Source organism: Kitasatospora sp. NPDC034023, from assembly GCF_055575795.1.
This window is the reverse complement of record NZ_JBVIRY010000002.1, coordinates 372706-388851: the sequence shown is the minus strand read 5'-3', so window position 1 is coordinate 388851 and position 16146 is coordinate 372706. Positions and strand designations below refer to the sequence as shown.

Here is a 16146-nt window from a genome sequence, read left to right as displayed (position 1 = left end):
CATGGCAGCGCGACGGCTCTTCGGCGGCGGCAAGCAGCGGGCGTACGCGCCCCCGACCCCGCACCCCAGCGGCGCACAGCCCCCGAAGATCCCCGGCGAGCTGGTGCCCGAGCACGTCGCCATCGTGATGGACGGCAACGGCCGCTGGGCCAAGGAGCGCGGGCTGCCCCGCACCGAGGGCCACAAGGTCGGCGAGTCCGTGGTGCTCGACGTCCTCGCGGGCGCCATCGAGCTCGGGGTCAAGAACATCTCGCTGTACGCCTTCTCCACCGAGAACTGGAAGCGCTCGCCCGACGAGGTGAAGTTCCTGATGAACTTCAACCGGGACGTCATCGCCCGCCGCCGCGACGAGATGGACGCGATGGGCGTGCGGATCCGCTGGGCCGGCCGGATGCCCAAGCTGTGGAAGAGCGTCGTCCAGGAGCTGCAGGTCGCCGAGGAGCAGACCAAGGGCAACGACGCCGTCACGCTCTACATGTGCGTCAACTACGGCGGCCGGGCCGAGCTGGCGGACGCGACGCAGGCGATCGCGCGGGAGGTCGCGGCCGGGCGGCTGGACCCGAAGAAGGTCAACGAGAAGACCCTCGCCAAGTACATGTACCACCCGGACATGCCGGACGTGGACCTCTTCCTGCGCCCCAGCGGTGAGCAGCGCACCTCCAACTTCCTGCTCTGGCAGTCTGCTTACGCCGAGTTCGTGTTCCAGGACGTGCTCTGGCCGGACTTCGACCGCCGCGACCTGTGGCGCGCCTGCGAGCAGTACGCGCGGCGCGACCGGCGCTTCGGCGGGGCGATCCCGAACGAGCTCCCCGCGCCGCGGCCGTCCCAGCGCTGACGCGCTCCGTACGCGACGGAAAGGACCCACCGGGCAGATCCCGGTGGGTCCTTTCCGTCGCGTATGGCTGCGTACGGCTTCGTACGACCGGTACGGCAGGTGTGCCGGTCGGCCGGCTCAGAGCTTCTTGGCGCACTCCGCGCAGGTGCCGAAGATCTCCAGCGTGTGCGCGATGTCGCTGAAGCCGTGCTCGGCGGCGACCGAGTTGGCCCAGCGCTCCACCGCGGGGCCCTCCACCTCGACGGTCGCGCCGCAGTGCCGGCAGACCAGGTGGTGGTGGTGCCCGCTGCTGCACCGGCGGTAGACGGCCTCGCCGTCGGCGGTGCGCAGCACGTCGACCTCACCGGCGTCCGCCAGCGACTGCAGGGTGCGGTAGACCGTGGTCAGACCGACGGAGTCCCCGCGGTGCTTGAGCAGGTCGTGGAGCTCCTGTGCGCTGCGGAAGTCCGCGATCTCGTCCAGGGCCGCCGAGACGGCGGCACGCTGCCGGGTCGATCGGGCACGCGGCGACGGGCCTGCGGTGGTCACCGGGGGTCCTCCTGGGGTCGTGGTCGGCTCGCACCTCATTGTGCCAGCCCGGCCCGCCCGTCAGGGGTGGTCGTGTCGGAGGAAGTCCGCTCCGGCGACTGGAGCGGCAGTTCGACGTCGCAGACCTTCGGTCCGTGGTCGGTGTCGGCGCGGTGGCGGTGGCGGCGGCGGGCGAGCGGTGCGGCGAGCGCGCTGAACACCGCGAAGACCGCGATGGCGAGCAGCACGATGGCCGGGCCGGAGGGCACGTCGAGCTGGTAGGAGCCGGTGACGCCGGCCAGCGAGACCACCACGCCGAGCGCGATCGAGGCGGCCTGGGTGGCGGCGAAGGATCGGGTGAGCTGCTGGGCGGCGACCACCGGGACCACCATCAGGGCGCTGACCAGCAGCAGGCCGACCACCCGCATGGCGACGGTGACGGTGACCGCGGCCATCACGGCGAGCAGCAGGTTGAGGGTGCGCACCGGCAGGCCGGTGACCCGGGCGAAGTCCTCGTCCTGGCAGATCGCGAACAGCTGGCGGCGCAGGCCGACGGTGACCGCGATGACCACCGCGCCGAGCACCGCGATCGCGGCCAGGTCGGCGGGGGCGACGGTGAGGATCGAGCCCCACAGGTAGCTCTCCAGCGAGCCGGCGCCGGCCTGGGCGGAGAGCGAGACGAGCAGCTTGCCGCAGGCCATGCCGCCGTAGAAGAGCATCGCGAGGGCGATGTCGCCGCGCTGGTTGCCGCGCGAGCGGACCAGCTCCATGGTGACGGCGCCGAGCACGCAGACCAGCACGGCCATCCAGACCGGGCTGGTCTGGAAGATGAAGCCGAGGCCGACGCCGGTCATCGCGACGTGGCCCATGCCGTCGCCCATCAGGGCCTGGCGGCGCTGCACCAGGTAGATGCCGACGGCCGGGGCGGTGATCCCGACCAGGACGGCGGCGAGCAGGGCGCGCTGCATGAAGTCGTAGGACAGCATCTCGGTCATGCGAGCAGCCTCGGCGGGGTCAGGTCGGCGTGCGGGTGGACGTGGTCGTGGCCGGGCAGCGCGTGCAGGCCGGTGTTGGGCACGGGCGGGCCGTCGTGCGCGACGCAGCCGTCCCGCAGGACGACGGCGCGGTCGATCAGCGGTTCCAGCGGCCCGAGTTCGTGCAGCACGAGGAGGACGGCGGCACCGCGGCCGACCTCGGCGCGCAGCGTGTCGGCGAGCACCTGCTGGCTGGCGGAGTCCACGCCGGCCATCGGCTCGTCCATGATCAGCAGGTCGGGGGAGCCGACCAGGGCGCGGGCGATCAGCACCCGCTGCTGCTGGCCGCCGGACAGGTCGGCCACGCCGTCCCCGGCCCGCTCCAGCATGCCGACGGCGGCCAGCGCGCGGTCCACCGCCTCGCGGTCCTTGCGGCGGAACGGCAGCAGCCGGTGCTGCGGCAGTCGTCCGGTGGAGACCACCTCGCGCACGGTGGCCGGGACGCCGGAGGCGGCGGTGGTGCGCTGCGGGACGTACCCGATCCGGTGCCAGGCGCGGAAGGAGCCGTACGGGGCGCCGAACAGCTCCAGGGTGCCGTGCTCCAGCGGGACGGAGCCGATCACGGTCTTGACGGTGGTCGACTTGCCGGAGCCGTTGGCGCCCAGCAGGGCGACGACCTCGCCGGGCCGGACGGTGAGGTCGACGCCGCGCAGCACCGGCCGGCCGCCGCGCGAGGCGACGGCGGCACGGAGGCGGACGGCCGGGGGGATCGGGTGGGTCGTCATGGTGTTCCGTCCCGTCAGCTGGTGGCGGCAGGGGTGGTGGCGTCGGGGGTGGGGGCGTCGGCTCCGGCCGGGGTGGCAGGCGTTCCGCTGCCGGCGGGGGCGCCGAGGGCGGCCTGGAGGTTGGCCAGGTTCTGCTTCATGACGGTGAGGTAGTCGTCCTTGGCCGGGTCCTTGACGCCTTCCAGCGGGTCCAGGACGGCGGTCTTGAGGCCGAGGTCCTTGGCGACGGTGTCGGCGAGCTTGGGGCTGACCAGGGTCTCGAAGAAGATCGTGGTGACGCCGTTGTCCTTGGCGGCCTTCTGTACGGCGGCGAGGCGGGCCGGGGTGGGCTCGGACTCCGGGTCGACGCCGTTGATGGCGACCTGGGTGAGGCCGTAGTGGTCGGCGAGGTAGCCGAAGGCGGCGTGGCTGGTGACGAAGGTCTTGGTCTTGGTGTCCTTCAGTCCGGCCCGGAAGTCCTGGTCGAGCGCGGTGAGCTTGGTGACCAGTTCGTCGGTGTTCTTCCGGTAGTCCTCGGCGTGGGTCGGGTCGGCCTTGGCGAACTCGTCGCCGACGCTCTTGGCGATCGCCGCGTAGCGGGTCGGGTCGAGCCAGATGTGCGGGTCGCCGGCCGGGCCCTCGTGCTTGTGGCCGTCGGCTGCGTTGCCGTCGCCCTCGGAGCCCTCGTCGAGGTGGTGGTCGACCAGCGGGCTGGCGGCGGTGGCGTCGATCCTGTGCTTGCCGGAGGACTGCGCGACGGCCTGGTCGACGGTGGGCTGCAGGCCCTTGAGGTAGAGGATCGCGTCGGCCTTCTGGACGGTGCCGACCTGCTTGGCGGTGAGCTCCAGGTCGTGCGGCTCGACGCCGGCGGCGGTGAGATCGGTGACCGCGACGTGCTCCTTGCCGATCTGCTGGGCGAGGAACTCCATCGGGTAGAAGGAGGCGACGACCTTCAGCTTGCCGTTGCCGCTGTCGGCGCTGCTGCTGCCTCCGCAGGCGGTGAGGACGAGGGGCGCGGCGAGCGCGGTGGCGGCGATGGCTATGGAGCGGCGGGTCCGTCGTCGAGGCAGTCCGATCATCATGACAATCATTCTCATCTAAGATGGAAATGATTGTCAACTCACTCGGACGGGTGAACGGGGGGTGGCGAAGAGTGGGGGCGGCCGGACGATACCGATTTGAATCACGTACCCATATGGCCGGTAACCTGAGGTATTCGGGTACGCGCAACCAGCCGTGCCCTGACCGTGCCGTACGTACTGAAGAGAGCACTGTGGCCGCCGACAAGATCGACACGATCGTCAGCCTGAGCAAGCGCCGTGGCTTCGTCTACCCCTGCAGCGAGATCTACGGCGGCACGCGTGCCGCCTGGGACTACGGACCGCTGGGTGTCGAGCTCAAGGAGAACATCAAGCGCCAGTGGTGGCGCGCGATGGTCCAGGCCCGCGAGGACGTCGTCGGCCTCGACTCGTCGGTGATCCTGGCCCGCGAGGTGTGGGAGGCCTCCGGTCACGTCGCGACCTTCAACGACCCGCTGACCGAGTGCCTCTCCTGCCACAAGCGCCACCGGGCCGACCACCTGGAAGAGAAGTACGAGGCCAAGCACGGCTTCCCGCCGCCGAACGGTCTCAAGGACGTCAACTGCCCCGACTGCGGCACCAAGGGCCAGTTCACGGAGCCCAAGGACTTCTCGGGCATGCTGAAGACCCACCTCGGCGTCACCGAGGAGGCCAGCGGCCTCGCGTTCCTGCGCCCCGAGACGGCGCAGGGCATCTTCACCAACTTCAAGGCCGTCCAGACCACCTCGCGCAAGAAGCCGCCGTTCGGCATCGCCCAGACCGGCAAGAGCTTCCGCAACGAGATCACCCCCGGCAACTTCATCTTCCGCACCCGCGAGTTCGAGCAGATGGAGATGGAGTTCTTCGTCAAGCCGGGCGAGGACGAGCAGTGGCACGAGTACTGGCTCCAGCAGCGCTGGGACTGGTACGTCGACCTCGGCCTGCGCACCGAGAACATGCGCTTCTTCGAGCACCCGAAGGAGAAGCTCTCCCACTACGCCAAGCGCACGGTGGACATCGAGTACCGCTTCAACTTCGGTGGCAGCGAGTTCTCCGAGCTCGAGGGCGTCGCCAACCGCACCGACTACGACCTGCGGGTGCACAGCGAGGCGTCCGGCCAGGACCTGAAGTACTTCGACCAGGAGTCCGGCGAGCGCTACTTCCCGTACGTCATCGAGCCGGCGGCCGGCCTCAACCGCGCCATGCTCGCCTTCCTGATCGACGCCTACTTCGAGGACGAGGCGCCCAACGCCAAGGGCGTCATGGAGAAGCGCGTCGGCATGCGGCTCGACCCGCGCCTGGCCCCGGTCAAGGTCGCCGTCCTGCCGCTGTCGCGCAACGCCGACCTCTCCCCGAAGGCCCGCGGCCTCGCCGCCGACCTGCGCACCGCCTGGAACGTCGAGTTCGACGACGCCGGCGCGATCGGCAAGCGCTACCGCCGCCAGGACGAGATCGGCACGCCGTTCTGCGTCACCGTCGACTTCGACACCCTCGAGGACAACGCGGTGACCATCCGCGACCGCGACACCATGTCGCAGGAGCGCGTCTCGCTGGACCAGGTCAAGGCGTACCTGGGTGCGCGCCTGATCGGCTGCTAGGACGGGTCCGCCTGTTCGGGGAGCCCCCGACCGCCCTGATCTCGGGGCGGTCGGGGGCTCCTCGCTGTGTGCGGCCTCGCTGCGGTGGCAGCCGTTACCTGCGTCCCCAGCGGGAGCGGGGAGCCGTGGGCGGGGTGGTCGGCAGGCCGGCCGCGCGGAGGGCGGCGAGGGTGGTGCGGTGGCGGGGCCCGCCGGCGCGAAGTGCGTCCAGCAGCTCGCCGTACAGGTTCCGGCTGCCGGCGCCGTCCAACGCGGCCGCCAGGCGCACCAGTTCGACGGGCGGGCGGAGCGCCGCCAGTTCCTGCAGCAGGTCCGTGGCGAGCGCCGGCGGCAGCTCGGTGACGAGGTCGGCGAGGTCGGCGGTGGGACGGCCGGCCGCCTGGCGCAGCAGCGTCCGGACGTCGCCGGGGCGGCCGTGCTGCTGGAGGCAGGCGGCGAGGGACGTCAGCTCGGGCGTCGGCGCCGAGCCCCACTCCCACAGGAGCGTCGCGCCGTCCGCGTTCTGCCCCGCCTGCTCCAGCGCAGAGAGGAGCCCCGGGACGGAGGCGGCCGGGTAGGCCCAGAAGGCGTGGAACAGTTCGGCCGCCTCCTCGGCCAGGCCCAGCTCGCGCAGCTCCGCCAGGACGGCGACGGCGTGCTCGGGCGCGGCCTGCGCGGTGCTGCGGGCGAGGTGGAGGGAGGCGCCGGTCGGGCCGTACTGGGCGAGCATGCCGACCAACAGTGCGGCGTCGGCGGGCTCCAGGCGGGCCGCCGCCTGGTCGAGCAGCTCCTCGGCCTCGGTGAGGGCGCCGGTGCGGTGGAGGGTGGAGATCCGCTCGGTGAGGGCGCCGATGTCGGGGCGGGCGGGGGAGGGCGGGGCCTGCCGGGGCGAGGGTTGCGGCTGCGGCTCCGGCTGATGCGCCGGTTCCGGCTCCGGTCGGTACTGCTGGTGGTACTGCTGGTGTGGGTCCTGCTCTCCGTGTCTGAGTCGTGTCTCCAAGGCCTCCAACCGGTCGCTGAGTTGGAGGCACCGGGCGCCCAACCCCTCGCGGAGGGTGCGGGCCTGGGCGAGTTGCCGCAGCAGGTCACCGTCCGGCCGCTGGCGCCCCGGGCTCGCCCGGATCGCCTCGTTCAGTCGCCGTTCACGCTGACTCGCGTAACGGCTCGCACGGAGTAATTCGTCCAGCTCTGCGCGGAGTTCGGCGGCTTGTCGCTCGCCCCCCAGCTGTTGGCCTGCGGGTTGTGCCGTCGGCCGCATGCGCATGATCGCCCCAACCTGTCCATCCAGACCCTGACTGCAGGACATCCTGGCGTTGGTATGTGGCTGGGGAGTTAAGAGCGCACGACCAGTCGTGTCCGAGTGGTGTCAAGGAGCGCGCAGAGGGCGGTCATTGCAAGAAGTGCGCCGGTCGCGCTCCGTAGGAGGGTCGCCTCGTAGTACGGGCCGGGGGCGAGGACGGCGACGGCATACCCGACCACGGCACCTGCGGCCGCGGGCAGGAGAAGGCACAGGGTGTCCCGCCGGGCTGCCGATCCGATCACCAAGAGTCCAGCGAGCGCGGCGAGTTGGGGTGTGCCGAAGGTCTCGGCGTAGCGGATCGCCAGGGCTGGGACGAGGAAGAGCGTGAGCGCCCGGCCGATGGTCTCGGTGAGGGTGGCGGTGCGGGGGGCGGCCGGCGGTGTGACGGAGCGGGCCGCGAGGCGGGCGGCCGTGTGGCGGGTGGCTGCGAGGCGGCTGTCGGCGAGGCGGGTGCCGACGAGAACCGTCAACGCGACTGCGGCGGAGAGGAGATGGCCGCCGATCCGGGCGAGGTTGTAGAGCAGCGCGGTGTCGTACAGCACCAGCATCAACTGCCCGTACGCCCACAGGTCGAGCGCGAAGAGGAACAGGTGGCGGCGGGCGGGGCGGTCGCCGGCCGGTTCGCGCCGGGCCAACCAGGCGATCAGCGGCGGTGTGACGGCGGCGGAGAGCACGCGCAGGGCGAGGTCGTCCATGGTGTACGGATTCCGCAGGTCCCACTCGACCGCGCAGAACGCCACGGTGTACGAGACGGCGGCGAGCGGGACCAGCGGCGAACGGGCCAGCCGGACGTACGGCTCGCGGTCCAGCCGCCGGACGACCGACACGAACGCCAGGAGGACGAGCGGCAGTTCGAGGAACGCCTGCACCCGCAGGACGGACGGCGCCAACAGCTCCGGCGCCGGGAAGCGGGCGGCGAGGGAGTCGAGGGCGCTGAGGCGGGGGACATCGAACCAGCCGGGCGGCAGGTAGTGGGCGATGAAGGACGGGTCCCCGCCGTGGACCCGGTTCACGTAGACGGCGACCAGGAGCTGGTTGAGGTAGATGAGCGCGACGATGGCGGCCAGTACCGCCTCCGGCCCGATCGCGCCCCGGCGGCTGGGCCGGGCCCTGGCCCGCAGCACCGGCACCTCTGGCGTCTTCGACGCCTTCGGCACCCCCGGAGCCAGGAGCAAGGCGGTGGCGGCCGAAGCCACCACCGTCCCGTCCAGCAGCGGAGCGACCGTGCTCATGCGGCCAGCCGCGCCCGCGCCTCCATCAAGGCGAAGCCGAGCAGGTTCAGCCCGCGCCACTCGCTGGGCTGCTGCGCCCGGATGTCGTCGGCCGCGAGCCCGATACCCCAGATCCGGTCCACCGGACTGGCCTCGACCAGCACCCGGCTGCCGGTGCCCAGCAGGTACGCGCGCAGCGACTCGTCCTGCCCGAACTTCGCGACGTTGCCCGCCACGACCAGCTCGAACCGCCCGGCCACCCAGACCTCGTCGTCGAAGTCCTTGACCAGCCGCCCCAGCTTCTTCGCCTCGGCGGGCGTCCGGGCCTTCAGCACCTGCTGCGCGATGTCCTCGTCCCCGAACATCCGGGCCTTGCCGGCCATCATCCAGTGCTCGGCGGAGGCGTACGTCACCCCGTCGACGGTGAACTCGCCGGGCCACCACTGGCTCATGCACTCCTGCCGGGTGCCGCCGTCCTTGCGTGCGGTGTGCCCCCAGAACATCACCCACTTCGGGTGCACCCCGTCGGCCATCAGCGCAGCCAGCTCCTCACGGCTGCGGACGGCGGCAGGGTTCCCCACGTGCATCTCGCTCATATCGTCATAGTGACACAAAGGGTCTGGTGCTCGCGAACCGTTTGATCGCGGCGTATCACCTTGAGCAGAACTGACCAGCGGGGTGGGTCGGCCCCGTTCGCTCTCCTGCCTCGTGGCGACGGCCCGCCGGGCCCGCCTGCCCATCGCCGAGACTGTGAACTGGCTACGCGAACTCGGAGTCGAAATCCCCGAAGCCGCCGACAGCATCCGCGCAGCCCTGGCCCGGGTGCCTCGGGAGATCCCGTCAGCCGGCTGCGGCCAGCTCCAGGAACCGTAGCCCGACCGCCGTCACCTCGTCCGCCGTCCACCCCTGGGCCGGTCCGCCGAGGCTGACCTCGGCCATGGCGAGGCCGGGGGCGGCGTCCTGCCAGTAGCCGATGAACCAGGTGTCCTCCTGCTCGGCGAGGGTCAGGTGGGCGGCGTTCAGTGCCTCGGCCGGGTGCGGCAGCCAGAGCTGGAACTCGTGGGTCGGCGGGACCTCCGGGTAGAGGCGGGCGCCCGGGAGTGCGGCGAGGGCCTGGGTGAGCGTCGCAGCATGGCGGGTGTAGTCGGCGAGGTGGGGGAGGACGGTGTCCATGCCGTGGAGCGCGGCGAGGGCGGCCGGCCACTGCTGGAAGAGCTGGCCGCCGTAGCGGTGGCGCCAGGTGCGGGCGTAGGCGGTGAGGGCGGCGTCTCCGGCGAGAGCGGCCCCGCTCATGCTGCCGAGGTCCTTGTAGTAGGAGACGTAGACGCTGTCGGCGAGGGCGGCGATCTCGTCGAGCTGCCTGTCGAAGTGGACTGTGGTGTTCCAGAGGCGCGCGCCGTCGAAGTGCACCCGGGCGCCGGTTTCGCGGGCGGCGGCGACGAGTTCGGTCAGCTCGTCCCAGGTGGGGAGGAGGTAGCCGGGGTCGCGCAGCGGGAGTTCGACCGTGAGGGTGCCGAAGGGCTCGCCGAGCGCGCGGAGTTCCTCGGCGGTCGGCTGGCGCTGCTCGGTGGTGGGCCAGAGGCCGCGCAGGCCGGTGAGCTGGGTGTAGGCGTGGCGCTCGTGGCGTTCGATGTGGCTGAGCGGGTGGAGGACGACGGCGGGGTTGCCGGTGCGTTCGGCGTGGTAGCGCAGGGCGACCTGCTGCGCCATGGTGCCGGTGGGGAAGAAGACCGCGTCTTCCTTGCCGAGCAGAGCGGCGGTCCGTTCCTCCAGTTGTCGCACCGGGCCGTCGCTGCCGTAGAAGTCGGGGAAGACGTCCAGGCCGTCCAGGGCGGTGAGTTGGGCGAGGCGCTCGCGGATGCTCATGATGCGGTCGCCGGAGAGGAACCGCTTGCAGGACATGCTGGCCGCGCGTCGCCGGTGGATCTTGCTCTGGTCATCGGTCATCCGGGGATTGTCAGGCCGATGGCGGGGTCGGACCAACTGGTTTTCGGGCCAACCGGTTTTCCCGGCACCGGGCCCGGCCGGGGTCGTGGCGGCGCAGCGGACGGGAGTCGACGGCCCCCGCGCCCGCCCCGGTCGCGACCGAGGATGCTGCGGCGGCGAGCAGGGAGGTGCGGGGGCGGGTCGGTAACGTCATGAGGTGCGAGCAGGGGGAGGGTCGACGTCGTCGGGGCGGGCCGTCCGCTCGATGCCGCCGTGCGGCGGGCGGAGGTGGGAGCGGCCGCATCCCGTCGTCCGTTGGCCGGTGGCTACCGGTCCGCGGTGAGCTTGCCGGCCGCAGCCCAGTTCTCGGCCGGGTACTCCTGGATCCACACGAACACGCTCTCGGCGGGGACCTCCAGGGCCTCCACGAAGGCCTCGGTGACCTTCTTGACCAGCTCGCGCTTCTGCTCGACCTCGCGCGGGCCCTGCTGAATGGTGACGATCGGCATCTTCGGCTCCTGACCGGTTTCCTGTGGGGTGTTCCTGCCGGGTTTTCCGGCTGAGAACAGTCCACCCGATCGGGCCGCCCGCACCCAGACCCGAATCGCTCTGGCAGCGATCACGAATCCTGATCGTCCCTGGTCAGGCTGGTCGGGCTGGTCGGGCTGGTCGGGCTGGTCACGGCCGTCTGGCGGCAGGCTTGCAGGAGCAGCCGGGGGAGCGGGGCGGAGCGTCGTACGGCGATCGAGGTCGGGAGGGTCAGCGGGGTTCGGCAGGGGCGGAAGGCGATCCGGTGGGTGTTCGTCATCCGGGCGTTGGCGGCGTACACCACCGTCCACATCGGGGTTCCGGTGCCGATCGCGGCGAGGGTGTCCTGGAGGGTGCCGCCGTGGGCCGGGCCGAGGACCGGCTGGAAGCCCGCCTGCGCGCAGGCGTCCGTCACCAGGTCCACCAGCGCCGGGTGGTTGCGGCGTTCGGTCAGCCGCAGGGGCAGGGCGGCGAGGTCCGCGAGGTCGATGTCGGGCTGGTCGGCGAGGGCGTGCCGGGCGGGGAGGGCGAGCACCAGCTCGTCCTGCCAGACGGGCAGGAAGCGGAGTTCGGTGTTGCTCTCGGGGATGGCGCCGCGCACGAAGGCGGCGTCGAGGCGGCCGTCCGCCAGTCGGGCGAGCCGTTCCCGTACCGGGGCGGAGTGGAGTTCGACGCGCACGCCGGGGGCCCGCCGCTGGTAGGTGTCCAGGATCAGGTCGAGCCGCTCGCCGAGTCCGGTGATGGTGCCGAGCCGGAGCACGGCGGGTGTGGCGGCCTCGGCGGCGAGGTCGGCGGCGAGGGCGCGGGCGGCGTCCTCGGCGGCCAGGACGTCCCGGGCGGCGGGCAGGAAGCGGTCGCCGGCCGGGGTCAGCCGGACGTACCGGGGCGAGCGGTCGAACAACGTGACCTTCAACTCCCGTTCCAGGCGCCGGACCTGTTGGCTCACGGCGGGCTGGCCGAGCAGCAGCTGCTCGGCGGCCCGGCCGAAGTGCAGTTCCTCGGCGACGGCGACGAAGCAGCGCAGCTGCCGTAGCTCCATGCGGTCCGGTCCCCCTGCTCGATGTGCCGACGGGCCCATGGTCGCAGGTCGGGGTCGCGCGGAAAATGCGGTGGCCGTCCGCTCGGCTTCCCTGTCACGATCCCGCGGTGACTACGTTGTTCCTGATGGTCGGCCTGCCAGGGGCCGGAAAGACCACGATGGCCCGGCAGCTCGCCGAGGAGCAGGGCGCGCTGCGGCTGACGCCCGACGACTGGATGATTCCGCTGTTCGGCGCATCGGAGGCGGACGGGAAGCGAGACGTGCTGGAGGGGCGCATGCTCTGGCTCGCCTTGGAGGCGGTCAGGCTGGGCACCAACGTCGTGGTGGACTACGGCTGTTGGTCGCGGGAGGAGCGGTCCGCGATCCGCTGGCTGGTGGAGTCCGAGGGGGCGTGCTTCCGGATGCTCTACCTGCCGGTGGACGACGGGACCCAGCGTGCCCGGATCGCCCATCGCTGGGCGACCACTCCCGAGGAGACGTTCCCGATGACAGAGGCGGACATCCTGGCCGGGCGGGCGCACTTCGAGGAGCCGGACGCGGCGGAGCTGGAAGGCCTCGGGGTCGCTGCCGGCCTGCCGCCCGGCTGGGCGGACTGGCGGGAGTGGGCCGCGAACCGGTGGCCGTCGTTCGCGTGACCGTTCTATCGCGACTGTTCCCCAAGGGTCCGCCCGCCGTGTGCAAGCGCCGCCGTCCCGTACGGCGCCTCCGCGAAGGCGAAGGTACTGGGCGGGACGGTGAACCCCCTGGCCGGGTCAGGCCGCGAGCAGTTCCAGGACCAGTCGGACGGCCTCCGGCACCTCGACGTGGTCGTCCGGGGTGGCTCCGAAGTGGCCGCCGGTGGGCGTCACGACGGCGGTGGCGCCGAGGCCCTCGACGAACAGCCGGACGTGCTCGGTCGGGTCGGGCTGGTTGACCGGGTCGTCCATGGCCTGGAGGATCCGGAAGTTCCGGGCCGAGCGGCGGATGCGCGCCCAGTCGAACTCGTCCTCGAAGAAGGAGGCGAGTGCGTCGTACCCGACCTCGTGGGCGGAGGCCGCGACCAGCAGGACGCCCGCGAACACCCCGTTCGTCTCGTGGTCGTGCTGTTCCAGGAAGCGCAGCACGTTGACGCCGCCGATGCTGTGCCCGACCAGGACGGTGGACTCGGCGGGGCCGGCGGCGAGCGCCGCGTCGCCGTAGGCCTTGCGCCACGGCTCCAGGCTGGGCGCTTCGGTCTCCGGCAGTCGGGGCACGGTGACCCGGTGGCCGGCGTCGGCCAACTGCCGGGTCAGGTACGGGAACCAGACGCTGTCGTCGCTCGCGCCGTAGCCGTGTGCCACCACGATGTCGCTCATGATCGATCCACTCCCCTGAATTCAAACGATCCGTCGCGTTTCGATTAAAGGTAGCACGCTGCTAGCGTGAGGAGGTGTCTTCCGGAGAAACCCACAGCGGAGAACCCCGCCACAGTGGAGAAACCCACAGCCGCCGCACGGGCGGCCGGATCCGCAGCCAGGACGCCCATGACGCCGTCCTGGCCGCCGCGATCGAACTCGTCGAGGAGCTCGGCTACCAGGCCGTCACCATCGAACGCATCGCCGCCCGCGCCGACGTCGCCAAGAGCACCATCTACCGCTGGTGGAAGTCGAAGGCGATCCTCGTCATGGACGCCTACCGCACGGCGGTCGAGCAGCGGATGCCCGAGCCCGACACCGGTTCACTCGCCGGCGACCTGACCGCCTTCGCCACCGCCCTGTACGGCGTCACCGCGCACCCCGTCCGGGTTCGTACGCTGCGCGGCCTCATGGCGGAGGCCCAGCTCGACCCCGGCTTCGCCGGGCCGTTCCGGGAGTGGGTGGAGAGTCGGCGCGCCGTCGTGCTCGGCCTGCTCTCCCGGGGTGTCCAGCGCGGCGAACTCCCGCCCACCGCCGACCTGCAGGCCGCCACCGACCACTTCTTCGGGCTCTTCTGGTACCGCCTCCTGGTCGAGCACCAGCCCCTCGAACCCGCCCTGGCCGCCGCCCACGTCGACCAGCTCCTGAACGGCCTCCTCGCGGGCGGATCAGCCGTTCGAGTGGTTTGAATAGCGCGTCGCGTTGGTGCGGGCCGTCGGCGCACCAGACTGGGCGGGCGTTGCCGTGCTCAACTCCCCTTGTCGCCCACGGAGGTTCCGATGTCCGGTTGGGACTACACGAACGACGGTTCGCCGACGGACCCGTTGCAGATCAACGGCATCACGGTCACCCCGGACCCTCCCGCCCCGGGGCAGACCAGTGTCTTCACCATCGACGCGACGGTGCAGGAGCCGATCGCGGACGGCGCCTACGTCGACGTCACCGTCAAGCTGGGTCTGATCAAGGTGCTGACCAAGCAGTTCGACCTCCTCGCCGAACTGCGCGGTGAGGGCAGCCTCAAGCTGGCCTGCGGCACCAGCGACGGCAAGAGCCCGATCCCGAAGGGCGACACGAGGCTGACCCTCACCCTGGACCTGCCGCGGGAGACCCCGCAGGCGACGTTCAACATCGCTCTTCGCGGCTTCACGGTGGATGACGACGATCTGCTGGCGCTCGACGTCAAGGTCGACTTCCTCAAGAGCCGTTGAGATCTCGTTCCGAACGATCAACGGGGCCGGTAGTAGGCCTCGATGGGGGCCCGGGCTTCCCCGTGCAGCGCCGGGCCCTCCTCCGCCACCACCGGCCACGCCCCCGACTCCGGGTTGAGCTCCACGAGTTGCTCCGTCGACAGCGCGTACACCACCCGGCCGATGCCCGAGCGGACGAGGCCGCCGCCGCACATCCCGCACGGCTGGCAGCTGGTGTACATCGTGGTGCGGGCGGCCGTCTCCGGGTCGAGTTCGCGGGCCGCCCAGCGGGCCAGCTTCAGCTCCGGGTGGGCCGTGATGTCGTTGTCGCGCCGCACGGTGTTGTGGGCCTCGGCGAGGATCTCGCCGTCCGGACCGGCCAGCAGGGAGCCGTACGGGGCGTCGCCCAGGGTGATGGCGCGGGCCGCGATGGCGATGGCTCGGCGCAGGAGGGTCTCGTCGGCTTCGGTGATCACGAGGTTGCTGCCTTCCAGTGGGTGGCCACGGTGGTGAGGGCCTGCCAGGCCGTCTGCGGCCGGCGGGTCTCCTCCGGGTCGCCGTGGTAGGGGTCGAACACGACGGTCTCGGCGCCGAGATCACGCAACTGCCGCAGATCGTCGAGGATCTGCTCGATGGTGCCGACACCGGCCGGCCGCTCGAGGCCCTCGACCGGGGCGGTCGTCAGCCGCAGGGCGATGCGGGGCGCGAAGCCCGGCATCGGGTGCCCGGCCAGCACCTCCTGCATCCGGGCCAGCGGCAGCCGCAGCGGGTGCCAGGCGTCGCCGAACCGGGCCGCCCGTCGGAGCGCCGCCTCGCTGTGGCCGCCGACCCACACCGGTACGGACCCGTTCCGCCCGCCGTCCTGCCCGCCGTCCTGCCCGCCCCAGGCGTCCCGCAGCGTGCCCAGGTACTCGTCGGTCAGCCGGCCGCGCGCGGTGAACGGCACCCCGAGCGCGTCGAACTCCTGCCGCGCCCAGCCGACCCCCACGCCGAGGACGAACCGGCCGCCGCTGAGCCGGTCGAGAGTACCGGCCATGCGCGCCACCAACAGCGGGTTCCGGTAGGGCAGGATGAGCACGGTCGTGCCAAGCCGTAGGCCGGTGGTGATCCCGGCCAGCCAGGACAGCGTGGTGAACGGCTCGTAGAACGGCTCCGGGTACCGCTCGGCCACGTCCGGGGTCACCGCCACGTGGTCCGACACCATCAGGAGGTCGAAGCCGAGCCCCTCCACGGTCCTGGCCCACTCGCGCAGCACGCCGGGATCGGTCCCGGGCCCGAAATTGGGTACGTTGACGCCAAGTTGCATGCTTCGAGGCTATCCCCGTGATCATGGCGACCGGAACGGAGTCTTCCCGGTACTGGGCGGCGGCCGCCGCGATTCTCCCGGTAGATTCGCCCCATGGCCGTGAATCTTGACGACACCGACTGGGCGATCATCGAGCAGCTGCAAGGGGAGGCCCGCATCTCCCTCAGCGAGCTGGGGCGGCGGGTGAGCCTCAGCGCGTCCGCCACCACCGAACGCGTCCGGAACCTGGAGTCGCTGGGCGTCATCACCGGCTACCACGCGTCGGTGGACCTCGCGGCGGTCGGCTACCCCGTACTCGCCGTCGTCCGGCTGAAGTACCCGGGCAACCGCCACGAGCCGCTGCGCCGGCTGCTCGCCGAGCGGCGGGAGATCCTCGAGTGCCTGCGCACCACCGGTGACGACTGCTACACCCTGAAGGTCGCGGCGACCTCCATGGAACACCTGGAGACCCTCGTCGACGAACTGGCCGGCTTCGGCAGTACGACCACGAGCGTCGTCTACAGCCGGACCCTGCCGCTGCGCGGGCCCGCCAGGCCCTGAAGGCGAGGGCGATGGCGAATG

19 protein-coding genes are annotated in these 16146 nt (G+C 71.7%); 6 read left to right on the top strand and 13 right to left on the bottom strand.

Annotation, left to right across the window (positions count from 1 at the left end; all coding sequences use genetic code 11):
- Nucleotide 1 precedes the first annotated feature (1 nt).
- On the top strand, nucleotides 2-835 hold the full coding sequence (locus tag ACZ52R_RS04670; protein WP_360504282.1) for an isoprenyl transferase: 834 nt from the start codon (nucleotides 2-4) through the stop codon (nucleotides 833-835).
- A 117-nt stretch (nucleotides 836-952) separates the two neighbouring features.
- Here ACZ52R_RS04670 and ACZ52R_RS04665 read toward each other — a convergent pair whose 3' ends face one another.
- From ACZ52R_RS04665 to ACZ52R_RS04650, 4 genes are read right to left on the bottom strand one after another with little or no spacing between them, the layout of a single operon-like run.
- Nucleotides 953-1363 (bottom strand): Fur family transcriptional regulator, encoded by a 411-nt coding sequence (locus tag ACZ52R_RS04665; protein WP_360504280.1) that lies wholly within the window; start codon nucleotides 1361-1363, stop codon nucleotides 953-955.
- A gap of 35 nt (nucleotides 1364-1398) precedes the next feature.
- Entirely contained in the window at nucleotides 1399-2337 is a 939-nt protein-coding gene (locus tag ACZ52R_RS04660; protein WP_465752722.1) for a metal ABC transporter permease, read from the bottom strand.
- The gene (locus ACZ52R_RS04655; RefSeq protein ID WP_465620160.1) at nucleotides 2334-3101 is read right to left on the bottom strand and encodes a metal ABC transporter ATP-binding protein; all 768 of its coding nucleotides are present in this window, start codon (nucleotides 3099-3101) and stop codon (nucleotides 2334-2336) included. The genes ACZ52R_RS04660 and ACZ52R_RS04655 overlap by 4 nt, the downstream gene beginning before the upstream one ends.
- Nucleotides 3102-3115: 14 nt before the next feature.
- A complete protein-coding gene (locus tag ACZ52R_RS04650; RefSeq protein WP_465620162.1) occupies nucleotides 3116-4162 on the bottom strand; it encodes a metal ABC transporter substrate-binding protein in 1047 nt (348 codons plus the stop codon).
- A 191-nt stretch (nucleotides 4163-4353) separates the two neighbouring features.
- On the opposite strand from ACZ52R_RS04650, the gene ACZ52R_RS04645 reads away from it, so the two are divergent.
- A complete protein-coding gene (locus tag ACZ52R_RS04645; RefSeq protein ID WP_360504275.1) occupies nucleotides 4354-5736 on the top strand; it encodes a glycine--tRNA ligase in 1383 nt (460 codons plus the stop codon).
- Nucleotides 5737-5830: 94 nt separating this feature from the next.
- Here the strand turns inward: ACZ52R_RS04645 and ACZ52R_RS04640 are convergent, their stop codons facing one another.
- From ACZ52R_RS04640 to ACZ52R_RS04615, 6 genes are all read right to left on the bottom strand, one after another.
- Entirely contained in the window at nucleotides 5831-6715 is an 885-nt protein-coding gene (locus ACZ52R_RS04640) for a hypothetical protein (protein ID WP_465752721.1), read from the bottom strand.
- A gap of 332 nt (nucleotides 6716-7047) precedes the next feature.
- The gene (locus tag ACZ52R_RS04635; RefSeq protein WP_465752720.1) at nucleotides 7048-8247 is read right to left on the bottom strand and encodes a hypothetical protein; all 1200 of its coding nucleotides are present in this window, start codon (nucleotides 8245-8247) and stop codon (nucleotides 7048-7050) included.
- Nucleotides 8244-8822, bottom strand: a complete 579-nt coding sequence (locus tag ACZ52R_RS04630; RefSeq protein WP_465620167.1) for an NADAR family protein — start codon at nucleotides 8820-8822, stop codon at nucleotides 8244-8246. Before ACZ52R_RS04630 ends, ACZ52R_RS04635 begins: the two co-directional genes overlap by 4 nt.
- 244 nt (nucleotides 8823-9066) lie before the next feature.
- On the bottom strand, nucleotides 9067-10173 hold the full coding sequence (locus ACZ52R_RS04625; protein ID WP_465752718.1) for a threonine aldolase family protein: 1107 nt from the start codon (nucleotides 10171-10173) through the stop codon (nucleotides 9067-9069).
- 305 nt (nucleotides 10174-10478) lie between these two features.
- A complete protein-coding gene (gene dmpI / locus ACZ52R_RS04620; protein ID WP_465620171.1) occupies nucleotides 10479-10661 on the bottom strand; it encodes a 4-oxalocrotonate tautomerase DmpI in 183 nt (60 codons plus the stop codon).
- A 110-nt stretch (nucleotides 10662-10771) separates the two neighbouring features.
- Nucleotides 10772-11719 carry a LysR family transcriptional regulator gene (locus ACZ52R_RS04615; RefSeq protein WP_465752717.1) on the bottom strand — a complete coding sequence of 316 codons (948 nt, stop codon included), beginning with the start codon at nucleotides 11717-11719 and terminating at the stop codon, nucleotides 10772-10774.
- 107 nt (nucleotides 11720-11826) lie between these two features.
- On the opposite strand from ACZ52R_RS04615, the gene ACZ52R_RS04610 reads away from it, so the two are divergent.
- Nucleotides 11827-12354 (top strand): P-loop nucleotide/nucleoside kinase family protein, encoded by a 528-nt coding sequence (locus ACZ52R_RS04610; RefSeq protein ID WP_465620174.1) that lies wholly within the window; start codon nucleotides 11827-11829, stop codon nucleotides 12352-12354.
- 117 nt (nucleotides 12355-12471) lie between these two features.
- Here ACZ52R_RS04610 and ACZ52R_RS04605 read toward each other — a convergent pair whose 3' ends face one another.
- The gene (locus ACZ52R_RS04605; RefSeq protein ID WP_465620176.1) at nucleotides 12472-13053 is read right to left on the bottom strand and encodes an RBBP9/YdeN family alpha/beta hydrolase; all 582 of its coding nucleotides are present in this window, start codon (nucleotides 13051-13053) and stop codon (nucleotides 12472-12474) included.
- Between the two features lie 74 nt (nucleotides 13054-13127).
- Between ACZ52R_RS04605 and ACZ52R_RS04600 the strand changes: the two genes are divergently transcribed.
- Nucleotides 13128-13781, top strand: coding sequence for a TetR/AcrR family transcriptional regulator (locus tag ACZ52R_RS04600; protein ID WP_465620178.1), 654 nt, complete (start codon nucleotides 13128-13130; stop codon nucleotides 13779-13781).
- A gap of 90 nt (nucleotides 13782-13871) precedes the next feature.
- Nucleotides 13872-14300 carry an ML domain-containing protein gene (locus ACZ52R_RS04595; protein ID WP_465620180.1) on the top strand — a complete coding sequence of 143 codons (429 nt, stop codon included), beginning with the start codon at nucleotides 13872-13874 and terminating at the stop codon, nucleotides 14298-14300.
- Nucleotides 14301-14317: 17 nt separating this feature from the next.
- Here ACZ52R_RS04595 and ACZ52R_RS04590 read toward each other — a convergent pair whose 3' ends face one another.
- A complete protein-coding gene (locus ACZ52R_RS04590) occupies nucleotides 14318-14755 on the bottom strand; it encodes a nucleoside deaminase (protein WP_465620182.1) in 438 nt (145 codons plus the stop codon).
- A complete protein-coding gene (locus ACZ52R_RS04585) occupies nucleotides 14752-15585 on the bottom strand; it encodes a TIGR03619 family F420-dependent LLM class oxidoreductase (RefSeq protein ID WP_465620184.1) in 834 nt (277 codons plus the stop codon). The genes ACZ52R_RS04590 and ACZ52R_RS04585 overlap by 4 nt, the downstream gene beginning before the upstream one ends.
- A 93-nt stretch (nucleotides 15586-15678) precedes the next feature.
- Between ACZ52R_RS04585 and ACZ52R_RS04580 the strand changes: the two genes are divergently transcribed.
- Nucleotides 15679-16125 (top strand): Lrp/AsnC family transcriptional regulator, encoded by a 447-nt coding sequence (locus ACZ52R_RS04580; RefSeq protein ID WP_465620186.1) that lies wholly within the window; start codon nucleotides 15679-15681, stop codon nucleotides 16123-16125.
- Nucleotides 16126-16146 lie beyond the last annotated feature (21 nt).